16 protein-coding genes are annotated in these 23,192 nt (G+C 59.6%); 8 read left to right on the forward strand and 8 right to left on the reverse strand.

Translation table 11 applies throughout. From position 1 onward, the window contains the following. Positions 1-119 precede the first annotated feature (119 nt). Positions 120-995: a fructosamine kinase family protein gene (locus D3D01_RS15250; protein WP_121512754.1), complete on the forward strand. Its 876-nt coding sequence runs from the start codon at positions 120-122 to the stop codon at positions 993-995. Positions 996-1,037: 42 nt separating this feature from the next. On the opposite strand, the gene D3D01_RS15255 is transcribed toward D3D01_RS15250, so the two are convergent. The 4 genes from D3D01_RS15255 to D3D01_RS15270 all read right to left on the reverse strand — a co-directional run bounded on the left by D3D01_RS15255 (position 1,038) and on the right by D3D01_RS15270 (position 5,987). Next, positions 1,038-2,417 carry a sugar porter family MFS transporter gene (locus D3D01_RS15255; RefSeq protein ID WP_101351829.1) on the reverse strand — a complete coding sequence of 460 codons (1,380 nt, stop codon included), beginning with the start codon at positions 2,415-2,417 and terminating at the stop codon, positions 1,038-1,040. Between the two features lie 149 nt (positions 2,418-2,566). After that, on the reverse strand, positions 2,567-3,772 hold the full coding sequence (locus D3D01_RS15260) for an ABC transporter substrate-binding protein (protein WP_121512755.1): 1,206 nt from the start codon (positions 3,770-3,772) through the stop codon (positions 2,567-2,569). Next, on the reverse strand, positions 3,769-4,950 hold the full coding sequence (locus tag D3D01_RS15265; protein ID WP_121512756.1) for an ABC transporter substrate-binding protein: 1,182 nt from the start codon (positions 4,948-4,950) through the stop codon (positions 3,769-3,771). The genes D3D01_RS15260 and D3D01_RS15265 overlap by 4 nt, the downstream gene beginning before the upstream one ends. After that, on the reverse strand, positions 4,947-5,987 hold the full coding sequence (locus D3D01_RS15270) for an ABC transporter substrate-binding protein (protein WP_233563408.1): 1,041 nt from the start codon (positions 5,985-5,987) through the stop codon (positions 4,947-4,949). The genes D3D01_RS15265 and D3D01_RS15270 overlap by 4 nt, the downstream gene beginning before the upstream one ends. 589 nt (positions 5,988-6,576) lie before the next feature. Here D3D01_RS15270 and D3D01_RS15275 point away from each other — a divergent pair. From D3D01_RS15275 to D3D01_RS15285, 3 genes are all read left to right on the forward strand, one after another. After that, entirely contained in the window at positions 6,577-7,050 is a 474-nt protein-coding gene (locus tag D3D01_RS15275) for an Lrp/AsnC family transcriptional regulator (protein WP_121512758.1), read from the forward strand. A 433-nt stretch (positions 7,051-7,483) separates the two neighbouring features. Beyond that, a complete protein-coding gene (locus tag D3D01_RS15280; RefSeq protein WP_101351826.1) occupies positions 7,484-8,971 on the forward strand; it encodes a proton-conducting transporter membrane subunit in 1,488 nt (495 codons plus the stop codon). Next, positions 8,961-11,366 (forward strand): DUF2309 domain-containing protein, encoded by a 2,406-nt coding sequence (locus D3D01_RS15285; RefSeq protein ID WP_121512759.1) that lies wholly within the window; start codon positions 8,961-8,963, stop codon positions 11,364-11,366. The genes D3D01_RS15280 and D3D01_RS15285 overlap by 11 nt, the downstream gene beginning before the upstream one ends. A 226-nt stretch (positions 11,367-11,592) precedes the next feature. Here D3D01_RS15285 and D3D01_RS15290 read toward each other — a convergent pair whose 3' ends face one another. Then, on the reverse strand, positions 11,593-12,597 hold the full coding sequence (locus D3D01_RS15290; RefSeq protein WP_121512760.1) for a HEAT repeat domain-containing protein: 1,005 nt from the start codon (positions 12,595-12,597) through the stop codon (positions 11,593-11,595). 361 nt (positions 12,598-12,958) lie between these two features. Here D3D01_RS15290 and D3D01_RS15295 point away from each other — a divergent pair, with 361 nt between their 5' ends. Continuing rightward, positions 12,959-13,480 carry an LUD domain-containing protein gene (locus tag D3D01_RS15295; protein ID WP_101351823.1) on the forward strand — a complete coding sequence of 174 codons (522 nt, stop codon included), beginning with the start codon at positions 12,959-12,961 and terminating at the stop codon, positions 13,478-13,480. A 2-nt stretch (positions 13,481-13,482) separates the two neighbouring features. Next, the gene (locus D3D01_RS15300) at positions 13,483-15,663 is read left to right on the forward strand and encodes an LUD domain-containing protein (RefSeq protein ID WP_121512761.1); all 2,181 of its coding nucleotides are present in this window, start codon (positions 13,483-13,485) and stop codon (positions 15,661-15,663) included. A gap of 209 nt (positions 15,664-15,872) precedes the next feature. On the opposite strand, the gene D3D01_RS15305 is transcribed toward D3D01_RS15300, so the two are convergent. The 3 genes from D3D01_RS15305 to D3D01_RS15315 form a co-directional block, all read right to left on the reverse strand. Next, the gene (locus tag D3D01_RS15305; RefSeq protein ID WP_101351821.1) at positions 15,873-17,222 is read right to left on the reverse strand and encodes a DUF362 domain-containing protein; all 1,350 of its coding nucleotides are present in this window, start codon (positions 17,220-17,222) and stop codon (positions 15,873-15,875) included. Positions 17,223-17,348: 126 nt separating this feature from the next. Beyond that, positions 17,349-18,683, reverse strand: coding sequence for a glycerate kinase (locus tag D3D01_RS15310; protein ID WP_121512762.1), 1,335 nt, complete (start codon positions 18,681-18,683; stop codon positions 17,349-17,351). Positions 18,684-19,071: 388 nt separating this feature from the next. After that, a complete protein-coding gene (locus D3D01_RS15315) occupies positions 19,072-20,001 on the reverse strand; it encodes an NAD-dependent epimerase/dehydratase family protein (RefSeq protein ID WP_121512763.1) in 930 nt (309 codons plus the stop codon). 349 nt (positions 20,002-20,350) lie between these two features. Here D3D01_RS15315 and D3D01_RS15320 point away from each other — a divergent pair, with 349 nt between their 5' ends. Both D3D01_RS15320 and D3D01_RS15325 read left to right on the forward strand, forming a co-directional pair. Next, positions 20,351-21,670: a glycosyltransferase family 2 protein gene (locus tag D3D01_RS15320; RefSeq protein ID WP_121512764.1), complete on the forward strand. Its 1,320-nt coding sequence runs from the start codon at positions 20,351-20,353 to the stop codon at positions 21,668-21,670. A 219-nt stretch (positions 21,671-21,889) separates the two neighbouring features. Next, positions 21,890-23,170, forward strand: coding sequence for a nucleotide sugar dehydrogenase (locus tag D3D01_RS15325; RefSeq protein WP_121512765.1), 1,281 nt, complete (start codon positions 21,890-21,892; stop codon positions 23,168-23,170). Positions 23,171-23,192 lie beyond the last annotated feature (22 nt).

Consider the following 23,192-nt stretch of genomic DNA (forward strand, 5'->3'; position numbering starts at 1 on the left):
TGTCCAGCGGCTTCACGGACTGCCTGCACCCGAAGCTTGCAGTCAGACTTGGCTGGCGTTGTTTTCGCTGCAGAGACTGAGACAAACAGACCTATTGGAACGGTTCTCGTACGTCGAATATGGGCGAAGGGACGGGCACGGAACGACCGAAGGCGACAGTGCTACAGCGGGTATCGAGCGTATTGGACGCCGATGCTCACGACGTGACGGAACTCGACGGCGGAGAAGTCGGGTCGGTCTACCACGTCTCGTTTCACGACCGGCCTGACGTGGCGGTGAAAGTTGACGACTCGCCGCTTGGAATCGAAGCAGCAATGCTTCAGTATCTCACCCGTACCACATCCCTCCCCGTTCCGGAAGTCCTCCACGTCGAACCGAACCTGCTCGTACTATCGTTCATCCGTGGAGACGGCCGATTCAGTGAACGGGCCGAGCGCGACCTCGCGCGCCACGTCGCGTCTCTCCACGATATCTCAGCCGATGCGTTCGGCTTTCAGTTCGACACCCTTTCTGGGCCGTTCAGGCAGCCGAATCCGTGGACCGATTCGTGGGTCGATTTCTTCCGCGAGCAACGGGTACTCCCGTTTGCGAGGGCCGCGCGGAACGACGGCACCTTGCCAGCCGCCGAGTTCGACCGGGTGCAGCAACTGGCGGACACACTCGATGCTCGGCTCGTCGAGCCGGCCTCGCCGTCGCTGTTGCACGGCGACATCCATCCCGGCAACACTGTGGTGGCAGACGGAACTGTTCGGGCCGTCCTTGATCCGGCGATATATTTCGGCCACGCCGAAGTTGACCTGGCGTACGTCGACCGACTGGATTCGATCGGTGCTGCCTTCTACGACGAATACCGCCGCCACCGTGATATCTCTGCGGAGTATTTCGAAAAGCGACGCGACGTGTACGTCGCCTTCCACGCGCTGGAGAACGTCCGGTTTTTCGGCGACGACGGACTCCCGAGGCTCGACAGTGCGTTAGCTCGCCTCGGTCTGTAAAAGCCACAAACGGCGGCCTGGCCTCCCGTTCCGATGGCCGCTTCAGTCAGTCAGCGAGATGTTCTGCCGGAGGTCGTCTTCGATTGCCTCCAGCGTCCGCCCCTTGGTTTCGGGGACGGTGCGGTAGACAAACACCAGTCCCGCGAGGCTGCAGAGGCCGAACAGCCAGAACGTCGCTGAGGTTCCGACGCTGTCAGTCAGGACAGGGAACGTCAGCGAGACGAGGAGATTCGCACCCCAGTTGGCGACTGTAACGACGCCCATCGCCGACCCGCGAACGGAAAGCGGGTATATCTCCGATATCAGGAGCCAGAAGACCGGGCCGAGGCCAATGGCGAAAAAGGACACGAACAGCATCAGACTGATTGTGGCGATGATGCCGAGGCCCCCGCTAAGACCGGGGAGGTAGAACACGGTACCGAGGACGGCGAGAGTTGCAACCATGCCACCGACACCGACAAGGAGCAGTCGACGCCGGCCGACACGGTCGACGAGCATGATCGCCACGACAGTCATCACGACGTTTATCGTCCCGATTCCAACTGTCGCGAGGATCGATGCCACGTTTCCGAGGCCGGTAGATTCGAGAATCGTCGGAGCGTAGTAAATGACGGCGTTGATACCGGTGATCTGCTGGAACACAGCGAGTCCGAGTCCGACAACCAGCGCGGGGCGGAGCCACGATGCCAGCAGATCCCGAACGCCGGTTTCGGCCTGTGTTTCGACGGTCTCTTGGATCTCGTCGAGTTCCTGCTCGACGCCGCCGGACCGCGTTCGGTTGAGCACGGCTCTGGCTTCGTCTTCCCGCCCGTGTTCGAAGAGCCAGCGCGGGCTCTCGGGCATCTTCAGAATCCCGATAGCAAGCACAACGGCGGGGACCATTCCGGCACCGAGCATCCAGCGCCACGCGCCCGCGTCGGCGAACGCGTAATTGACGAAATACGAGAGCAGGATACCGGTCGTCACCATGAGCTGATTGAGCGAGGTGAGTCCACCGCGAATATGCGGCGGTGCAATCTCTGAGATGTAGAGCGGCCCGACGATCGACGCGAAGCCGATAGCGACGCCGTCGATAAGCCGCCCGGCGACGAGGACGGGAACGGTCGGCGCGACGGCCATCGTGAACGATCCGACGAAGAACACGATGGCCGCGATGAGGATGAGACGACGGCGACCGAGGCGGTCGGCTAACTGGCCGCCGACGGCTGCACCGGCCGCGGCCCCGGCCATCGCGCCGCTGACGATGATCCCTTCGACGAGCGGCGACATGACGAACGAGTCCTGAATGAACAGGAACGCGCCCGAGATGATCCCGGTGTCGAACCCGAACAACAGTCCGTTCAGCGCGGCTAACGCGGAGACGACGTAGACGAACCGGTCGCCGTCACCGCGGAGGACGTTCCGTATGGTAGCTGTGGACATCTATGTAAAATTGAACTCGAATCTGTGTAAAAGTCTTTTCAAGTCTATTCGCACGACGGCGGGGCCGCGGGTGCGACCTGTCTTCATCACGATACTGATATTCAACTACGCCCGACTGAGCATAGTTCCGCGATGACCGGAGAGTCCGATTACTCAGCTGGTCCCTCTGTGATAATCTCCGCGAGGTGCTCCCGGTCGAACAGGTGCGTCTCTGTAAATTCGTCAGGGAAGTAGGCCTTCGCGTACCGTTCAATCATGAATAGGTTGTGCAGCGGGCCGGTGTAGATCGGGCCGCCACGAAACACCCTGTCGTTCTGGACGGCCCGCAACTGGCTGCCCACTTCGTGGTCTTTCATGTACGCGAGAACCGAGTTCTCGAACTCCTCGCGGGTCTTCCCTTCTCGGTGATACCGCAGCAGGAGTGAGTCCGGGTCTATCTCTAACAACGCCTCGTAATCAAGCGATTCCGAGCCGGAGTACCCCTTGACTCCGGTATCGGCAAAGGCGTCGGAAATCCCGAGCGTTTGGAAGTGTTCTTTATTTGCCCCGTTTCCGTTGATTCGATACGGCGTGAACTCCTCCGGTTCCTCGCCAGCGAACACCAGAGCGGCGTTTGGCCGATCTGCTGGTGCCGGGAGCCGAGCCTGCACCGTTTCGACCATCTCGTCATGTATCGAGCGGATTGCCTCGAAACGGGCCTGCTCCTGAACCATCTCAGCTACCTTCTCGAAAGCCTCGTACAGGCTGTAGTATCGGTAGTCGTGCCAGTCGTCGGTCCGCCGGAAGATGAGGTTCCCGAGAAACGGTGCGACGTTCTCGCGAATCTCCGTGAGGTCAGACTGATCCCACGCCCCGAGCCAGTCGATAAGCGCGTTCGGATCGATGAGGTGCAGGTCTGCGTCCATCTCGTAGAACGGTTCTTTCGAGACGCCGTCGTTCCAGAGCTGTGTGAGCCCGTCGAGGTCAATAGACACTCCATCTAACTCCTCGTAGTGTAGCGTCTTGTACCGCCCACGGTACCAGATTGACTGTACTGCGTCACCGTGACCGAGCGCGACCAGCATATCGATGTAGTCGGCGGTGAACGGGGCAATCGTCTCGGGCACAGCTTCGAATTCGACGGTGCCGACCGGCTCCATCGTCACTGAATACGACCCGTCGGAAGTCGCTGGATCGGTCTCAGTAGTGCTCGCCCCGGCATCTGTGGTCATGTCGCTGGTCTCGGCCACTGAAGACTCCTGGCTACTTTCGCCCGAACATCCGGCGAGTAATCCACCGAGAGCGAGTGCCCCGCTACTTTTGACTATATCCCTCCGCGTCGGTCGTTCGAGCGTCGCTCTATCCGGATCAGTCATTCGAAATCACCCGTGACGATATCAGCGATTTGCTGCCGGTCGAAGAGTTCGGTGTCGGAGGTCACGTCGCCGAAGATATCGGGATAGAGTTGTTGGGCCGCCCGTTCGGTCAGGAAGAAATTTTGAATCGGACCCTGCCGGAGGTAGCCACCGCGATACACGCGACCGTTCTGTACCGCGGTCAGTTGACTGCCGACGCTGTGGTCCCGCATGAACTGCAGGACGGTCTCCCGGAACTCGGTCGCGGATTTTCGCTCGTGGCCGCGGACGAGGATAACGTCCGGATCAACCGCCAGAAGGGTTTCGTAATCGTACTCGCCCCGGTTGGTTGTACTGAGGTTCTCGATATCGGTTCCGGCAAGCGCGTCGGTGACGCCGAGATCACGCCACTGCTTCTTGCTCGTGCCGTTGTCGTTCAGTCGATAGGGCGAGAACGACTCCGGTTCGTCGGTGCCCTCGAACGTAAGGAGGACGTTCGGACGCTCCTCAGCTGGCGGGAGCTGACTCTGCAGGTCCGCGATGTAGTCGTCGTGTAGCTGTTTGAACGCCTCGTACCGAGCCTGTTCTTGGAAGACCTCAGCAACCTTCTCGAAGGCTTGATACAGGGTGTAGTACCGGTAGTCGTGCCACTCGTCGGAGCGACGGAAGATCAGATTCCCGATGAACGGAGCGACGTTTTCGGCGATTTCGTCGACGTCCGACTGCGCCCAGTCGAACCAGTTGACGAGCATCCCTGGGTCATAGAGGTGCACGTCGCTGTCGAGTTCGTAAAACTCCTCTTTCGTTCGGACCTCCGGATTCGCGTCAGTCGTCTCCTGGTCGACGGACACACCGGGAAGCTCATCGTAGACGTACGTGTAGTAGCGGTCCGCTCCGCCGATACCTGTGAGGCCATCGGCCTGCCCGAGTGCCACGCCCATATCGGCGTAGGTGCCACCGTAGGGAAGCCATCGCTCCGGAACCATCTGGAACGTAACTTCGCCCACCGGCTCCATAGTGACGGTATACGACTCCGTCTCGGTCGCCGTGGGTGTCTCTCTATTCTCTGTTGGGGTGGATTCTGAGACAGCATCGCCGGCACACCCGGCGAGCAAACTGCTGCCCGCAATCAGCCCGGCACCCTTGATATAGTCTCTGCGTGTCGACCGTTCACGCGGCGTTTTCCCGGTGTCAGTCACTGTTGCTCACCCGTGATTATATCTGCGACCCGCTGGCGATCAAACAGCTGTTCCTCGGCGGGGATTTCGGGGTATGGCTCGCCGTCGACATAACCCGGCCACTCACCGAACTGGTCGGGGTACAGCTGTTTCGCGGTCATCTCAGTCTGAAACAGGTTCAGGATCGGACCCTGCCGACGGGCACCCTGAGCGTATATCCGCCCTTCTTGCACGGCAGTCATTTTTTTCAGTACCTCGTCGTCTGCCAGTTGTGACCGAATGTCGTCGAGATTGTGGTACTCTGTCATCGGCCCGAGGACAAGCAACACGTCCGGATCAGCATCAAGAAGCAATTCGGAATCGAGCGTGATATTCCGCCCGTCGTCGCCGTACCCGTTACCGACGGCATCGGCTAAGGCATCGGTCGCACCGAGCGGGCGGGTGTGGGCAGCATAGTAGCCCGGATGGTTCATCTTGTAGCCCCAGATTTTCTCGCCGGAGGTGGAAAACAGGACCAGGGCCGCACTCGGCCGGTCATTCTCCGAGGGAAGGCCCGCGCTGATAGTTTGCATCATCGAATCGCGGACGGATCTGAACGCCCCATATCGCTCCCGTGCCCGAAAGACCGCCGCGAGCTTTCCGAAGACTTCCCAAAGTGTGTAGTATTCGTACGCATCGGCCCAGCCTGATGGCGGGTCCTGCTGCGTGTCGCTGAGTGTGTTCCCGAACCACGGGCCAACGTTCGAGCCGATCTCCTGGATGCTGTCGTTGTCCCACCCCTCGGCCGTCGCAACCTTCGCTGGGTCAGCTATGTGTACATCGCTGTCGAGTTCGTACAGTTTCTCCTTCGACGGTGGCCACGAAGAGTACAGACCCTCCCAGTCGGTTGAGACGCCCTCCAGTCGATGGAGGAACTTCTGATACAGCGACTGGTGGTATTCGGGCGCGTGCATCGCGTTGATTGCATCACCTCGACCGAGTGCGACCAGCATGTCTACGTGGTGGCCCAGTATCGTGAACACGTTCTGGGGAACCGCATCAAACTCGACGGTCCCCATGGGTGACATTGTAACAGAATAACCGTCGTCGCCCGTCGTCGGGTCGGCTGTTGCGGACGACTGCCCTCCTGAGTCTGTCCGTCTTGGGGGTGAGTCTGCGCCGGACTGGTCTACACAGCCCGCTAGCAAACCGCCAGCTACCGCTGCGCCGCCGTACTTCATATAGTCACGTCTCGTCGGGGATCTGTGAGCCGTCTCGTCTGTCGACATAAATATTAGGGCAGCCTAAAAATACATAACTGCTTTGGATTTTAGGCGGGCCTGAAAATCGGGGCACTGCCGTGGGTTTCACTCGATTATCTCGACGAGACATCCGATGGGGACGCCGTCAAGCATGCGCTTGTATACGAATCGACGTTGAGGTGATAGTTACTTCAGATTCGGGAGAGCGTGTGTGATCGGACCGTTCGCACTGATGTCACATCTGTTTCTCGGCGTCACAACTCTTCGCTGCTACAGCAGAATCAGGCCTGACCTATCGGCTGACAGCGCAAAAGCGATCGAAGCCTCCGCTGTATTGCTGCCAGCCACAACAGCGGTATCGGGGGAACGTACAACAGTAAAGTGTCCTTGCTCCGGACACACTAGTATGGCCGACGAGGAAATCGACGACGTGGACAGAGCAATCCTGTATGCACTACAGGAGGACGCTCGAAATATGTCGTCCGGGGACATCGCAGAGCGAACCGATACGTCCGACAGTACCGTCCGCAAGCGCATCAACCATCTGGAGTCTAGGGAGGTCATCAAGGGCTACAGCGCCGATGTCGACTATCAGCAGGCAGGCTACCCGCTCCGAATGCTGCTTTACTGCACTGCGTCGATCCCTGACCGGGGCGAGTTAATCCCAAAAATCCTCGATATAGACGGCGTGGTATCGGTACAAGAACTGGTCACCGGCGAGGAGAACCTCCTCGTGACGGCTGTCGGCGAATCGGATAGCGATATCACCCCAGTTGCGCAGGCACTTCTCGATATAGGCCTGACAGTAGCCGACGAAGTTCTCGTCCGAAGCCACGAGACCACGCCATTCGGTAAGTTCGATTCCAAGAACGAGAGCTAGCGGCGGACAGTGCTGCTTTTGTGGAGCCGTTGGTCGGACGACTGCGTGTCTAGGAGTACACGACCGGGCGAGTCATCGACGTGACTGCCTCGTCTTCTGTAAGGTCTTGTTTTCGAACGGCCACGACGAACAAACTGGTAATCTCGACACCTTCCATACTCAATTAGTCCTCAGCAGTTGATTCCGTGCGTCCGTGTGTACGGCCCTTTTTCGAAGAAACTTGTCGATTCAGGCCACGAGACGCCTGTTTCCTACCGTCATAGTGGTTTCGGCCGAGCGCCAACGAGTAAACATAATGTTCTATAATACACTTTTTCAGGAACAAATTGGTAGTATAGAAGGATTTAATAACCAGTCCGTTCGCACTATGGGTGAAGACTGCCAGAATCGGTCAATCACAGTCCGTGATTGCCGTGATTGGTAACGAACAACGATGTCAGGACACAACTCATCGAAAACGGTCGGATCACTCCCGGACACGACGGCAGACTCGCCGCTCGTGCCCGTCGCACTCACATGGCTCGTGTGGTCGATGTTTGCCGCGAGCATTGCTGTGCTTGCCGTCCGGGTCCGAACCGGGTTCGCATGGGAGATACCCGGTGCGGTCGCCATTGATGGGTTGACCGTTCTGATGTGGGTGGTCGTCACCTTCTTCAGCGGTATCGTTCACAGCTACTCGCGCCGCTATCTGGCGGGGAGTCGCGTCAAGACGCCCTTTTTCGCCACCGTGTTCGGCTTCACAGTGGTCGTGATGGGGCTGGTCGCGGCTGACCACCTCGCCCTGTTCGGAGCGCTGTGGCTTGCCATGGGGCTGTTGATGGCGAAGCTCATCGGTATCGCCAGCGGCTGGGCCCAGGCACAGGCGGCTGCCACGGTCGCGCGGAAGTACTTCGTCGCCAGCAGCGCGCTTCTCACCGTCGCGCTAACGGCACTGTGGTGGACGACCGGTGCCACATCAGTCTCTGGAATCACGGCGGCCGCCGACTCACTCGGTGGTCCGGTGTGGCTGGCCGCCGCGGGCGCACTCGTGCTCGCGGCGATGATTCAGTCCGCCCTGATTCCGTTCCACGGCTGGCTCCTCTCTTCGATGACCGCTCCGACGCCTGCTTCGGCACTGATGCATGCCGGGTTTGTCAACGCTGGCGGCATTCTATTGACTCGCTTCGCGCCGGTCATCACCGTTGACACCGCGCTCATGCTCGCAATCGTCGGTGTCGGCGGTGCCAGCGCCATCGGCGGGAAACTCCTGAAATCAGTTCAGACGGACATCAAGGGCAAGCTCGGCTGTTCGACGGTCGGCCAGATGGGCTTTATGATCATGCAGGCCGGCCTCGGCTTCTTCGGGGCTGCTATCACCCACCTCATCCTGCACGGGTTCTACAAGGCCTATCAGTTCCTCAGTGCCGGCGGACAGGTCGAACACACGAGCCCGAGCGAAGGAACGCCGCATACGCTCGGGACGACAGCGAGCATCGTTGGCGTCATCGGTACGCTGCTGACCGGACTCGCCGGCGGCGCGGTGTTTGCACTGTTAACAGGCAAAGGAATGACGGTCGACAGTGGGCTCTTGCTGACCTTCTTCGTGGTGTTCACGACGCTGCACGCGGCCCGCAACGCTGTCCAGCAGACCTCGCTTCCGACGGTGGCGCGCTACGGGGCCGTTCCGGTGGTTTTCTTCCCGGCCATCGTCGTCTACGCCGCAGTTTACACGGGCGTCTCGGGACTCATGCCTGTCAGCCCTGCAACGACGGAACTGACGCTACTACACGGCATCATTGCCGTCGTCTTCGTCGGCATTTACACCGCTATCGAGACCGGGGTCCACGAGCGCAGCCAGCGCCTCTACGTGGCGTTGCTGAACGCTGGCCAACCGGCAGCCGACACTGTGCTGACCACGACGGAGGACTACAATGAGTACTGAATCCACCATCCACGACAGTATCGACACCGCAGCAACCACCGTCGGCTCCCTCTGGCCCATCCACTCGTTCGTGACGGCAAACCCACTCGCGGGGTTCGAGGACCAGCCGTTCAGTGAGGCGGTCGCGCAAGCGTCCGAACTGCTGGGCGGCCGTGGCTACCCCAGCGCGGAGACGTTCCGTGCGGCGCTGGAGCGCGGCCAGATAGACCCGGAGATTCTCGACGCGGAACTCTCCGAAGCCGGCTACGAAAGCGACCCCGAGATACTGCTCGACCGGCTGGCAGAAGTGACCGATGCCGCGGACAGTGACTCCGACACTGCTCCGGACCGCGTCGACCAAGTGTTGACAAAATGGCTGTCGGCGTTCCTCGACGAGGGGAGCGCCCACTGGTCGATGCCGAACCGCGAAGCGGGGTTCTACACCGCCTTCCGTGGGATGGCCGAACACGACGGCGAGATTCCCGACGAGGGAATTATCACTGCCCTGCCGGAGACGCCGACCGAGACCATCGAAACGGTGCTCGCGTCGTACCCGGAGAGTCAGTGGGTGCACATCTTCGAGGAGCAACTGGCTGCCCTCCCGGGCTGGACGGGACTCATCAAGCAGCGTGCCGACGACGAGAGCGAGTGGCAGTCGGCGTGCCCGATTACGCTTGCGGGATACCTCGCGGCGCGTCTGGCGCTGCTGGATGCTGTCGGTGCTGATATCGCTCCCTCGAACGACAGCATCGACCCGGACCCGGCCGCCGAACTCGCCGGAGCGTTCCTGCGTGCCTGGGAGGCGACCTATCGCGGCGACCTCGTCGAAACCGTCGCCACGGAGAGCCAGTCACTCGCCGACAGCGACAGTTCGGGTCGTCCGGACGCCCAGCTTGTCTTCTGCATTGACACTCGCTCAGAACTCATCCGCCGTCATCTCGAGGCCGTGGGCGACTACGAAACCCACGGGTACGCTGGTTTCTTCGGTATTCCGATGGAGTACCAGGGCTACGACACTGACGTGTCGGTCGATGCCTGCCCGCCGATTCTTGACCCCCAGCACCACGTCACCGACGTTCCGACCGACAGCGAGACCCAGAAGAGCTACGACCGCTTATCCGGCATCCGTGAGACTGCCGACGAAATTGTCGAGACGCTGGAGGCCAACGCCGCCACGGCCTACGGTTTCGTCGAGACTGCCGGGAGCGGGTACGGCCTCGCACTCGCGGCTCGAACGCTTGTCCCCGGGCGCGTGCAGGACCTGTTTGACGCGGCAGAGCGCTCGGTGCCCGACGACCACGAGTTCTGCGACCCGCTCGTCCACCACCAGCACACCTACACCGGTGACTTGCCCGTCGGGCTGACCACCGATGAGAAAGTCGAGTACGCCGCCACCGCGTTCGACCTGATGGGCTGGGAGACGTTCAGTCGCCTCGTCGTCTTCACCGGCCACGCCAGTGAAACAACCAACAATCCATACGATTCGAGTCTGGACTGTGGTGCCTGCGCCGGCAACCCCGGCGGCCCGAACGCCCGCGTGCTGGCTGAAATCTGCAACGACGAGGAGGTCAGGGCCGCGCTCCGCGACCGCGGATTCGAGATCCCTGCCGATACCGTCTTCCTCGCTGGTGAACACAACACGACGACCGCTGAGGTGGACCTGTACGACAGCGATGTCCCCGAGAGCCACGCTGATGACCTCGCGCAGTTGCGTGCCGACCTCGCGACGACCCGCGAGAACGCGGCTGCCGAGCGTGCCGAATCGATGGGCGTCGACGGTGCGTCGGGAGTCAGCGAAACGGAACGCCGCGCCGCCGACTGGGCCGAGACCCGCCCCGAGTGGGGTCTGGCTGGCAATGCTGGCTTCGTTATCGGTCCCCGCGAACTGACGAGCGGTGTCGACCTCGACGGCCGCGCCTTCCTCCACTCTTATGACTGGTCGACTGACCCCGACGGTGAAGCGCTCGAAGCAATACTCACCGGTCCAATGGTCGTCACGCAGTGGATCAACACCCAGTACTACTTCTCGACGGTCGACAACGCTGTCTACGGCAGCGGGTCGAAAGTGACCCACAACCCCGTTGGCAACGTCGGTGTCTACCAGGGCAACGGCGGTGACCTGATGACCGGCCTGCCGCTACAGTCGCTCATGGCTGCTGACGACGATCCGTACCACCAGCCGCTCCGTCTCTCGACGGTCATCCACGCGCCGGTCGACCGCGTCACCGACGTGCTCGCTGACCACGCTGAGCTGGCAGACCTGGTGGACAACAACTGGCTCGCTCTCACAGTCGTCGACCCAACGCAGGCCCACCGTGCCTTCGAGTACGAGCATGACTTGGAGTGGTCGCCAGTGTCTGCCCTGCCCGAGGCCGATGTTGCGGAGTCGACCTCGCCCGCGGCCGCGGACGACTAACCCGGGTGCGAATAGGCGGCCTCCGGACGCCATAGGCCGTCGATGCTTCGAAAGCGCTACTCTCACGCTGCGTTCTCTGGTCCGGTCAGCGGCTCAAAAATCACACTCAATTTATATACAGACCGTCTATATGCTATTCGATTTGAAGTAAGTAGTAATATATCCGACTGAGATGACCGTATACAGCGGGGCCGTTCTGTGGAAACTGCAGTAATCCGACCGTCCTTCACAGCGGGGTGCCACAGCTTGGGCAGAGCGGGGGGCCGGAATCGGGGAGTGAGAGTCCGCAATGTGGGCACTCGCCATCATCTCCCGACGTGCGGATTTCTGAGACAATGTCGGCTGTTTGCGTGCGAATCGTCTCTTTCGTGGCTACTTCGTCATATGCACTGTCAAGCTCTTCCCCACGGGACTGGGATAGAGCGAGCTGCGCTCGCTCTGCGACAAACTCGTGGTCGTCGGTGAGTGCGTCGAGCCGGTCGTGTGGGAACGACGCCAGATCAGCAGTGCCGGCGAGCAAACCTAGCGCTTCGGCCGCCCGCCCACGAACGTATCTGCTTTCGTCTTCGAGACCTGATATGAGTTCTTCACTGGCGTCTGTAAGCCGTTCGGGACACTCAGTACCGATGACGACGAGTGCCGTGCTCAGGTGATATCGAACCAGTTCGTCGTCCACGTGGAGATGCTCGGCGAGTGAATCGACCTGATACCGGAGTCTGTCGGGACTACCCAGGGCGATGTAGGACAGGGCCTTCGCCAATTTCTCTCGTACCTCTGGTTCGTCGAACTCCAGACCGATACGCAGGTCTGCTACGACCTCCGGCGAGACGACGGCGTCGGGATGGTCGACGGCGACGTAGCCCAGCGCCTCCGCGCACCGTGCACGGACGTAGTAGAACTCCGATTCGTCCGCAAGTCGCTCGGCAAGCGTCGGGACGACGGGAACCACGCTGTCCGGCGCGCCCTCACTGACTGCGACGAACAACTTCGCTGTCGTGAGTCGTGTCGGCCGCTCACTGCCCTGTAAGAACTCAGTGAGCGACGGCAGGACGCCGCCGAACAGTTCGGGGTGGCCCTCGGCAGCCGCTTTGAGTGACTGCAAGCACGTCTGTTGGGTCGCTGGTTCGGCCCTCGAAAGACCCTCAAGCGCTGTTCGTGCGTCAGCTTCTTTCCCCTCTTCTAGTAATGTCGCAACCTTTGTCTCTGGAGGTACGCCGGGTGGGTTATCCATCGATCCGTTGTCGGTGTTTCTCACAGAACCCACAAAGTCCCTTGCCTCCCGGTCGTTGTTCGACACAAACACAACCGATCACTGTTGCAACTGCTATGACGAGATTGATAGACTGCCTAGTGACGGAAGTGGCAGATATACATCCATATATTCGAATTATTATCTAAGAGTGTCGAATTTGGATATAAAATCTGGAAGAAATGTAAATAATAGCAGTAAATGGAATCAGGATACCAGATATAATATAAAAACACTATCCAGTTCGGGAGGGAAGGTGAACGGTGATCGACCACGCCTGCTGGGCCGTCGTCTCTTTCAGACAAAAATTAAATGATGATGTAGGTTTTCGGTTCGCGTATAGATGGAAAGCAAACGCGCTTCGTTCGAGGGGTCGCTCGAAGCACTGGGCGTGTCAGTTTCCAGCACACCCGAGTCTGAACTTGAAGCCGCTGTCACGGAGGCAGTCACGGAGCCGGCAGTCGGGATCGGGCTTGACGAGACGGTCGGGGACGAGGCGTTTTCTCTCGCAGAGACGCCGGTAACAGTCGATCCGACGCCGGTCGGGCTTCGCGAGGCGACCACCGGCGTAACCGGTGCCGAACTCGGTGTCGGCGACTACGGCTCACTCGTCCTCACGATGACCGAACAGGCCAGTGAACTCGTGAGCCTGTTCGTTGAGCGCCATGTGGCTATTCTTCACGAGGAAGACATCCAGCCAGATATGGACGCAGCGGTGGCAGAACTGGACGAGCGGTTTACCGAAACGAACGGGAGCGCGATCATCGCAACAGGACCGAGCGCGACAGCCGATATGGGCGCGCTCGTCAAAGGCGCACATGGGCCTAAGGAGGTCCACGTCATCATCGTCGAGGAGGCGGCCTGACAATGGCGACTGCCGACGAAATCCGCGAACTGATGCGGACCGAAGGGGCAGCAATCGCGGAGAACACGCAGGGGTTCAACGCGGGGCGCTATGACTCTGTCGGGGACCTGGAGGACTACGAGGACCTCAAGCGAGCAGCCCGCAGTATCAAGGAGGACGCAATCGCGGAGCTACCGGAGCTTCTCGACCAGCTCACGGAGACCGTCGAAGCGAACGGCGGGACAGTGTACATCGCCGACGACGCTGCTGACGCGAACGAGTACATCCGCGAGGTAGCCGACGAGCGAGCGGCTGACCGGGTCGTCAAGAGCAAGTCGATGACCAGCGAGGAGATCGAGGTCAACGAAGCGCTCGAAGCGGATGGCGTGGACGTGGTCGAGACGGACCTCGGCGAGTGGGTGTTGCAGGTCGCCGACGAAGCCCCGTCACACATCGTCGCTCCCGCGATTCACAAGTCACGGGAGAGCATCGCTACGCTGTTCAACGAGCGGTTCGACCCCGACGAACCACTGGAGACGGCCGAGGAACTGACCCATTTCGCTCGCGAGAAACTCGGCGAGCAGATTGCCGACGCGGAAGTCGGTATCACCGGTGCGAACTTCATCGCAGCCGACACCGGGACGATGGCGCTGGTCACCAGTGAAGGGAACGCTCGCAAGACGGTGGCTGCGACCGACACGCACGTCGCTGTCGCTGGCGTCGAGAAGGTGATTCCGACAGTTGCGGACCTCCACCCGTTCATCGAACTCATCGGTCGGTCGGGCACCGGTCAGGACATCACGTCGTACGTCTCCTTGCTGACCCCGCCAGTTGACACGCCGGTCGTCGATTTCACGGACGACGAAACGCCGCTGTCGGAATTCGACTCCGAACGCGACTTCCACCTCGTACTTATCGACAACGGCCGACTTGAGATGCGAGACGACGAACAGCTCCGGGAGACGCTGTACTGTATCCGGTGTTCCGCCTGTTCGAACTCCTGTGCAAACTTCCAGAGCGTTGGCGGCCACGCCTTCGGCGGGGAGACGTATTCGGGCGGTATTGCGACGGGCTGGGAAGCCGGCATCGAAGGGCTGGACGTGGCCGAGGAGTTCAACGACCTCTGTACCGGGTGTACGCGCTGCGTAAACGCCTGCCCGGTTGGCATCGACATTCCGTGGATCAACACCGTGGTCCGGGATCGGATCAACCGCGACAAGGACACCCCCGGTGAGTGGCTCGTCGACGGCCTCACCCCCGACGAGGAGGACGACGGTGCCCCCTTGCAGAAACGCTTCTTCGGAAACTTTGAGACCGTGGCGAAACTCGGCAGCGCCACCGCGCCGGTGTCGAACTGGCTGGCCGATACGACACTCGCCCGACAGACGATGTCACGAGTCCTGGGTATCGACCCGCGGCGGGACCTGCCAACGTTCGAACGGGAGACGCTCGTCGACTGGGCCGCTGCTCGTGACTCACAGGTCGATGATCCCGAGCGCCGGGCAGTGCTGTACCCGGACCTGTACACGAACCACGTCCAGGTCGAGCGCGGGAAAGCCGCGGTAAAGGTCCTCGAATCGCTTGGCGTCGATGTGGTGGTTCCACCGGCTCCGTCTAGCGGCCGCGCGCCGTTTTCTCAGGGGATGGTTGCGACGGCGACAGACCACGCCGAACGGGTCACAGAGGCTCTGGCCCCCCACATCCAAGACGGCCGCGACGTGGTCGTTATTGAGCCGAGTGACCATGCGATGTTCACACGGGAGTACGAACGCCTCATCGACGAGTCGGCGTTCGCTGACATCGCGGCGAACAGCTACGAGGTGTTCGAGTACGTGTTCGGCCTGCTCGACAACGGGGCGGCCGTCGATTCACTCTCTACCGTAGAGGGGGCCGAAATCGCGTACCACAGCCACTGCCAGCAGCGGACACTCGGGCTCGAAGCTCATACCGTCGCTGTGCTCGAGGAGTGTGGGTACGATGTCGTCACATCTGATGTGGAGTGTTGTGGCATGGCCGGGAGCTTCGGGTATAAGTCCGACTACTACGAACTGAGCATGGATGTCGGAGACAGACTCCGGACACAACTACGGGACGACGGCGTACAGGACCGGCCCGTTGTCGCCAGCGGAACCTCGTGTCTGGAGCAGATCGACGCTCTGCTTGAGCGGCAGCCGAGCCACCCTATTGAGCTCTTGGCGACGTAACCTTTTTTACGGTTTGCGTGCGCGAGCCAGCACAATCACCTAACGCGTGTACGCCCGTTATTTACCCCGTTTTTATAGCCTTCCGTGAGGCAGGCCCGTGTGTCGCTTGGCCTTCACGGTCTGAGATATCGTGTAAGTGTCGCCGCGATAAAACATAGCCCACCCCGCCTACGCTCTGCAATACACGTGTACAGGTCTGCTACCGGCAGCTACTCGCGGAGCGGCGGCGCGACGAGCTGTCCGGTATCAAACTCAATCGGTGACGGCTCTTCGATGACACGGAGGTCAGCACGGTCACGTGCGGCCTCGACCAGCGCTGGCGAGGCGTAGAGCCGGTGAAGGTGCATCGTATCAGCTGCACGGAGGACACGAACGGTTTCGGTGTCGACGACGCCTATCGTCGACAGCGCAGCGACGATGCCGGCGCGGTCGGTTTCGACCACTGGCGGCAGCTTCACTCCACGAATAGTGCTTGCAGTGAGTGCGTTGATAAGCGACGTTTGCGCGTCGAGTTCTGCGACGACATCTTCGTGAACGACATCCGCGGAACCGACACCCATCGCGTTCCCGTGTGTCTTTTCGGTCAGCCCGCGTGTGAAGATGCGCTTGATGTCTGGCGTCTCCGGAGCCGGTTCGTTTATCGAAAACGGTCGGCGACCGATAACGTTCGTGTCCAGTCCCTGACCGCTGATTTCTTTCCCCTGGCGGTCGAATATCACGAGGTCGAGGTCCCCGAACGGGAGTGTCGGCATCAGTTCGTAGGCAGTCTCTAACAGCTCCGCCTCGCGGTCGAGGAACCCACTCGGCGGCACACCCTCTATCAGCGTCGTCTCGTCGTGCTGGTCCTCAACGATTGCGACGCCGCCGACAATGGGCAACTCGTCGAGTAACTGGCCGGTAATCTCTGGAATCATCCGCCGGAACGACCAGTCGACAGCCCACTTGTGAGCAATCTGTGCGCCGCGTTGCTTGCCCATCCCGATGACCAGCATCTTCGAGAGCCCGCTTTCGACGGGACCGTCGAAATCCGTGTGCGGCTTGACGCGGTTGATGGGGATGATTGCATCAGCCGCCACAGCGGTATCGTCGGCGACGACAGGCACATCACGGTCTGGTGTCCGTCCGACCTCGACAACATCCATCGTCGACCGGATTTCACAGCCTATTGCCGACTCTGTCACGCCCAGCTCGTTCAGCATCGTTCGCTGGCCCTCGCCGGTCGCGCCACCGTGACTCCCCATGGCTGGGAAGACGAATGGCTTGTAGCCGGCATCAGACACTGCTTCAACGACGCCGGCGACGATAGTGGGAAGGTTCGCGATACCGCGACTACCGACGCCAAGCGCGACCTCGCCGCCTGCAGGTACCTCGGCAAAAGATAGTGACTCGACTGCCCGCGCTGCGTGTACTGCGACGTCGTCCGGCGCTATCGGGTCTGTCTCCCAGTTCTGTTCGATGACGCCGAGTTCGGGGAGCGGCGGGTCGCCACAGGCATCGACGATCGTCTCTTCCGGGACGGAGAGGGCGTCCGCCGCGACCTGTTGATCAGGTGCGTTCATGCACGGCATATCAGCCCGTCTGCTGATAAACGTGACCCACGGATCGAACGGTGGCTGCCACATCCTCCGTGATACAACGGTCCGGTAGTACCACCTAAGAGTAGCCACCGCGTACCTGTGCCGCCGTTACTCGGTTGCCTCTGGAACAACGAGCACAATCACGTCGTTGACGTTCGTCCCGGTCGGTCCGGTTTCAACTGTCGCCTCGAGTTCTGAGAGGTGCGAGCCGGCATCATTTGCGAGCAGCGCGTCGCGGGCTCGTTCGCGGTCCTCGATGATGCTCGTATCAGCGATAGCTCCAGCCACGTCTGAACTTCCGTCTTCGCCATCAGTGTCGACGGCAGCGATGACTGCGTCGCCGTCGTGGGCCAGTGCCCCCGAAAGGACGAATTCCTGATTGGGGCCGCCCTGTCCGCCATCTCCCCTGACCGTGACAGTCGTCTCACCACCGGCAAGGAGGACTGCTGGCGGTTCGACCGGTGTGCCAGTCGCTGTCGCTTCTTCGGCGATAGCGACGAGCGGCTTCGCTACCTCACAGGCCTCGCCGCGCAGCCGAGACGTGAGGACCAATGGTTCGTAGCTGGCCTCCCGTGCGACAGCAGCGGCGGCGTCAAGTGCAGTTGCGTTGTCCGCGATGAGATGGTTCGTAACACGGTCGAAGACCGAATCGTCGGGGAACGGTGTCTCCGGTCGTCGGCCATCTTGCCCGGCTTCAAGATGGTCGTGAACGGCTGGCGGCGGCGCGAGGCCGTATCGTTCGAACACATCGATCGCATCTCCATACGTGGTTTCGTCCGGGACTGACGGACCGCTACCGATGGTCGAGAGGTCGTTTCCGACGACATCGCTGACTAGTACCCCAGCAACAGTAGCGGGAGCCGCGCGCCGTGCTATCTGTCCACCCTTCAGGTCTGAGAGGTGCTTCCGGACCGCATTAATCTCCGTAATCGGAACGCCACCACTGAGGAGTCTATCGGTCGTTGTCTGGAGGTCGTTCAGTGTCAGGTCCCCGGCCGGAGCCGATAGCAGCGCGCTGGCTCCACCAGTCAGGACAAATAAGATGAGCGTGTCCGTGTCGGCTTCATCGACTGTCTCTAGTATCTCAGTCGTCGCCGCGACGTTCTTGTCCGACGGTAACGGGTGGTCTCCCATCGAACTCTGGACGGTTTGAGTGTCGACGGCCTGCTTGGAGAGGATGTGGCCGCCGCTGAGGCTGTCGCCGAGCATAGACTCAAGTGCCCGTGTCACGCCGCCGACGGCTTTCCCACCGCCGATAACGATAACATCGGTATACTCGGCAAGTTCGTAGGTCGTTCCGGCGATTGTCAGCGTCTCGCCGTCGCGGCTGACAGCCGATTTGGTGGCGGCCGTGGGTGCAGCCGCGTCCACAGCAGCTTCGAGACAGTCGAGTGCCACCTCGTGTGCAGCGCTGGCAGCCAGTGCGCTCCGGTTATGAATCATACGACTGATTCCGTCCGAATCGGTAAAAAATCCCCCGCAGAAACGGTGCTCAGTGGTGCTGCCAGAAGCCGCTTCTAGTCTGGAGGCAGTGCAGGCACTGTGCGTGACCCGTTAGATGGCTCCACAGCGTACCGCACTGCCGTGTCTGCCAGTACTGAGTGAAAATGTAGACAGGCAACAGCACGGCTGTTCTCGTTTTCGAATGAGTTGGTCAGGTCAGTGTTAGACGCTATTTTATATCAGTATGCCTTGGTTATATCATCGCTGTGTGTACAAGTGATGACTTCGTGACGCAAAAAGCCATTTCGCTACTATCGGGAGCAAAAAATGGCCTGGATGAGACTATTGCCCCGCATTTGCAATATCCGTTAGCAGCAACAGGAGGTGCCTATTCGCCTTCAGCGTTGAGCGTTGACTCAAGCCCTTCTCGGAGAGATACGGTCGGTTCATATCCGAGCAGTGTGCGTGCGTCACTGAGGTCCGCTTCGCTCTCTCTGATATCACCCACCCGCTCGGAGACGTGTTCAATTGCCACATCCGTTCCAACGACGTCCCGGACGGTTTCGGCGAGTTCGTTGATACTAATGCTTCGTCCAGTTCCGATGTTGAATGGCCTGCCGGTCGCATCTGTCGTGGCTGCGAGCAGGTTGGCCCGGACGACATCATCGACGTGAACGAAATCACGCGTCTGCTTTCCGTCACCTTCGACTGTGAGCGGGTTACCGGCCTGCGCCTGACGGATGAACGTGCCGATGACACCAGCGTATTCCCCGTCCAGTCCACGCGGCCCATAGACGTTAAAGTACCGTAGCGGGACTGTCGGCAGACCGTGCTGCTCTGTATAAAACCGCGCATACTGCTCGCCGAGATGCTTCTCGATTCCGTACGGAGTGCGTGGATCAGCCGGTTCCGCTTCCGTAATTGGGACCGTATCGGGGGTACCGTATACGGCGGCACTGGAGGCGAGTACGACCCGCGCATCCTGTCGTCGAGCGCAGTCGAACACGGAGATAGTTGCCGACCCATTAAGTTCGTGACAGGCGACCGGCTGCTCAACCGACTGTGGAACACTAACCATTGCGGCCTCATGAAAAACTACGTCAACGTCATTCATCGCCTCGTCAAGCGTTCTCTTCTTTCGTATATCACCCTCAACGACGGTTACATCGGCTGGGAGATTGGCACGCCGTCCCGTTGAAAAGTCATCGAGGACCCGCACATCGTTCTCCTCCGCTAGCGCTGACGTAAGATGGCTCCCAATGAATCCACCCCCTCCGGTAACTAACACCCGACAATTGCGGATCTCATTCGTCGACATGCTACCCGAACGGGGGGTTTTCATGGGTTAAGTTATTCGTAGACATACGCCTCGGTTCATAAGCGACTAATCTTTGGATCACAGGGCATGTGCCGAGCGAACGCCCGGTGAGACCATAGCGGCCACGTATCGTGTCCTCACGTCAGTCCGTACTTTGTTACCAGCTTTTTGCGAATAATACAGGATTGGCGCAATCTCGGAAAGCTGGGAATAACAATATGATAACTCGTTCACAGCAGAGCATAACGGAATCCACTATTCGCCACAATGACACCACTAAACGTACCGGAGCGTGTGGACGATCACACCGGACGACCGCAATTGAGTGCGGTTCCGGAGTGGAACTGAGATGTCGGATAGAATACAGCAATCGCCCGCTAGTGACAGCACACGCGAGGTTTCAAAGAACTTGCCCGCCGTTGGGTTAGTCGCAACCGAGTCGAACGCAGAGTGGATTGCGGCTGAGATTCTTCGTATACACTCACGGGCACACCAGGCAATTGTCACGGCTGCAGTTGATGCTGATCTTCAGGCACTCACTTTTGCCCGATGGCTCGATGCAGAAGTGGTTCTCCCCTCTGGAAACTGGGCTGAGGCCGATTCCCCCCGCGAGCGCCTGCAGCTGTTCGCCAAGGAAGCTGGGTATCCAGGCCTTCTCTACCATGGTGAGGAGGATGGGTCAGTTAATCTCCCGGCAAGCCGGGACGCCCTGAAAGAGACCGAGAAATTCACCGTCGACGCCCAACTTGAACCCGTCACCGAGGCGGATCCGACTGTCATGGTCGGAATTCCGGCATACAACGAGGCGGCAACGATTGGTACGGTGGTGGAGTCTGCCAAGAACTATGCAGACAGCGTTCTGGTGGTCGACGACGGGAGTACTGACGACACTGTCGAAGTCGCATCGGCGGCGGGCGCGACAGTGTACGAGCACGACCGTAACGTCGGGTATGGTGGTGCCCTCAACAGTATTTTTGACCAGGCTGACCGGGGTGATGCCGACTACCTGGTCATCCTTGATGCTGATGGGCAACACGATCCCAGTGATATCCCGGACTTGATCGAACAGCAACAGGAGTCGGGAGCCGAAGTCGTTATTGGAAATCGGTTCGATGAGGACGCAGACACCGAGATGCCGTTGTATCGGCGGTTTGGTCTGTTTGCGGTGAATCTCATGACTAATCTCAGCCTCGGAATCCTCAGACCGACCAAGCAGATCAGCGACACACAGAGCGGGTTCCGTGCGTATAGTACAGAGGCGATAACCTCACTCGCTGAAGACAACTCAATCGGCGACCACATGGATGCAAGCACCAATATTCTCTATCACGCACACTCGAACGGCTACCAAGTCGTAGAGGTCCCAACGACGATAGATTACGACGTGGAGGCTTCTAACAACCTTGGCCCAGTTGAGCATGGACTCACCCTCGTTGGTAACATTATTCGGACAGTTGAGCGAGAGCACCCTATCATGTTGCTTGGTGTGCCCGGAGTATCCTGCGTTCTGGTCGGATTTGCGTTCACCTACTTCACGATGTTCAATTATCTTCAGTCCGGGAGCTTTCCGCTTGGATATGCTCTGGCTAGCACCACTTTCACAATCATTGGGATCCTCGCATCTTTCACCGGAATTATTCTTCACTCCTTGGAATTATACCGGAAATAGCCGGCGGCTCAGTGGTTGATTGGCCATATTAGGTGGTCCAGACACACTTATCAGGTCTGGGTTTACTATGGTGTTATCTCTATTACCAGAAACAACTTCTGCATAACAAAGGCTAATCTATATGATTCGTAAGTCAATGCGAAGCGAATCAACATCAGACTATCTAGCACGGCGACAGCGTGGCGAGTCAATAACGAAACGACCGAGGGCACAGAGAGCATGAGTATCTGCGTCCATGGGCTCGGCTATATCGGGCTCGCGACTGCATCGCTGTTCGCCAACGCAGGTACTGATGTCACTGGTTTCGATGTTGACGAAGGTGTAATCGATCGCCTCAACGAGGGAAACCCGAACGTCAGCGAGCCTGAACTTGAATCGTACATTCAGGATGCGCTGGAGTCCAATCTAACGCCGAGCCGCCGTCCCCAACCCGCTGATGTACATATTATCTGTGTTCCAACCCCGTACGACGAACTGAACGACGGGGCGGACCTGACATACGTGAAAGATGCCGGACGGAACGTGGCAGACGTTCTCAGATCGGGCGACACCGTGGTGCTGGAATCAACAGTACCGCCGGGCACAACGACCGGAATCTTGGCACCGATCCTGTCACAAGACGACTTCGATATCGGTGAGGATGTACACCTGGGTTACACGCCTGAGACGGTGATGCCAGGGAATACGCTCACAGAACTCCGAACCAACGATCGAATCGTTGGTGGTGTTGATGAGGTCTCAGTCAGTGCCATCAAATCGCTTTATCAACCTCTCACCTCAGGAGATATACATGTCGCCGCAGACCCAACGACCGCCGAGTTCGTGAAGCTAGCACAAAACGCCGAACGAAACGTCAGTATTGCATATGCCAACACGCTTGCGCTCCTCGCAGAGAACTACGGCATCGATGTTCGGTCTGCAATTTCGCTCGCGAACAACCATCCACGGGTTGATATTTTGAGCCCTGGTCCGGGCGTGGGTGGGCACTGCCTTCCTGTCGACCCACATTTCCTGAGCGATGGGTCTGGTGCTACAGAGCTAATCGATATCGCGAGCCGAGTCAACAGCAGGATGCCCGAACACGTCGTCAGAATACTCGAAGATGCCATCGGCTCACTCGAAGACAAGACTGTGGCCGTCCTTGGAATCACGTACAAGGGCAACGTCAGCGACACTCGCAATTCTCCGGGATTGGAAATAGCCAAACTGCTCGGGACTGTCACAGTGGATACACGCCCGGCCATGGATGGGGGTTGGGACGAGGGATCAGTCACGATTCACGACCCGCGGGCAACGGACTCCAGATTACAGCTAGTGCCACTCGATGTAGCAGTTGACGGCGCTGACGCGGTGATATTCGGGGCTGCACACGATGAGTTTGCAGCGCTCGACCCAGAGGACATCAGGTCGAAGATGGCGAGCCGGACTGTGGTTGATCCAGTTGATGTCATCGACACGGCGCAATGGACTGAGCACGGATTCGATGTCCGGACACTCTGAGTTAGTGCTCCGAATAGCCGTC

It is taken from the genome of Haloarcula sp. Atlit-7R (genome assembly GCF_003666065.1).
Classification (GTDB): Archaea; Halobacteriota; Halobacteria; order Halobacteriales; family Haloarculaceae; genus Haloarcula; species Haloarcula taiwanensis.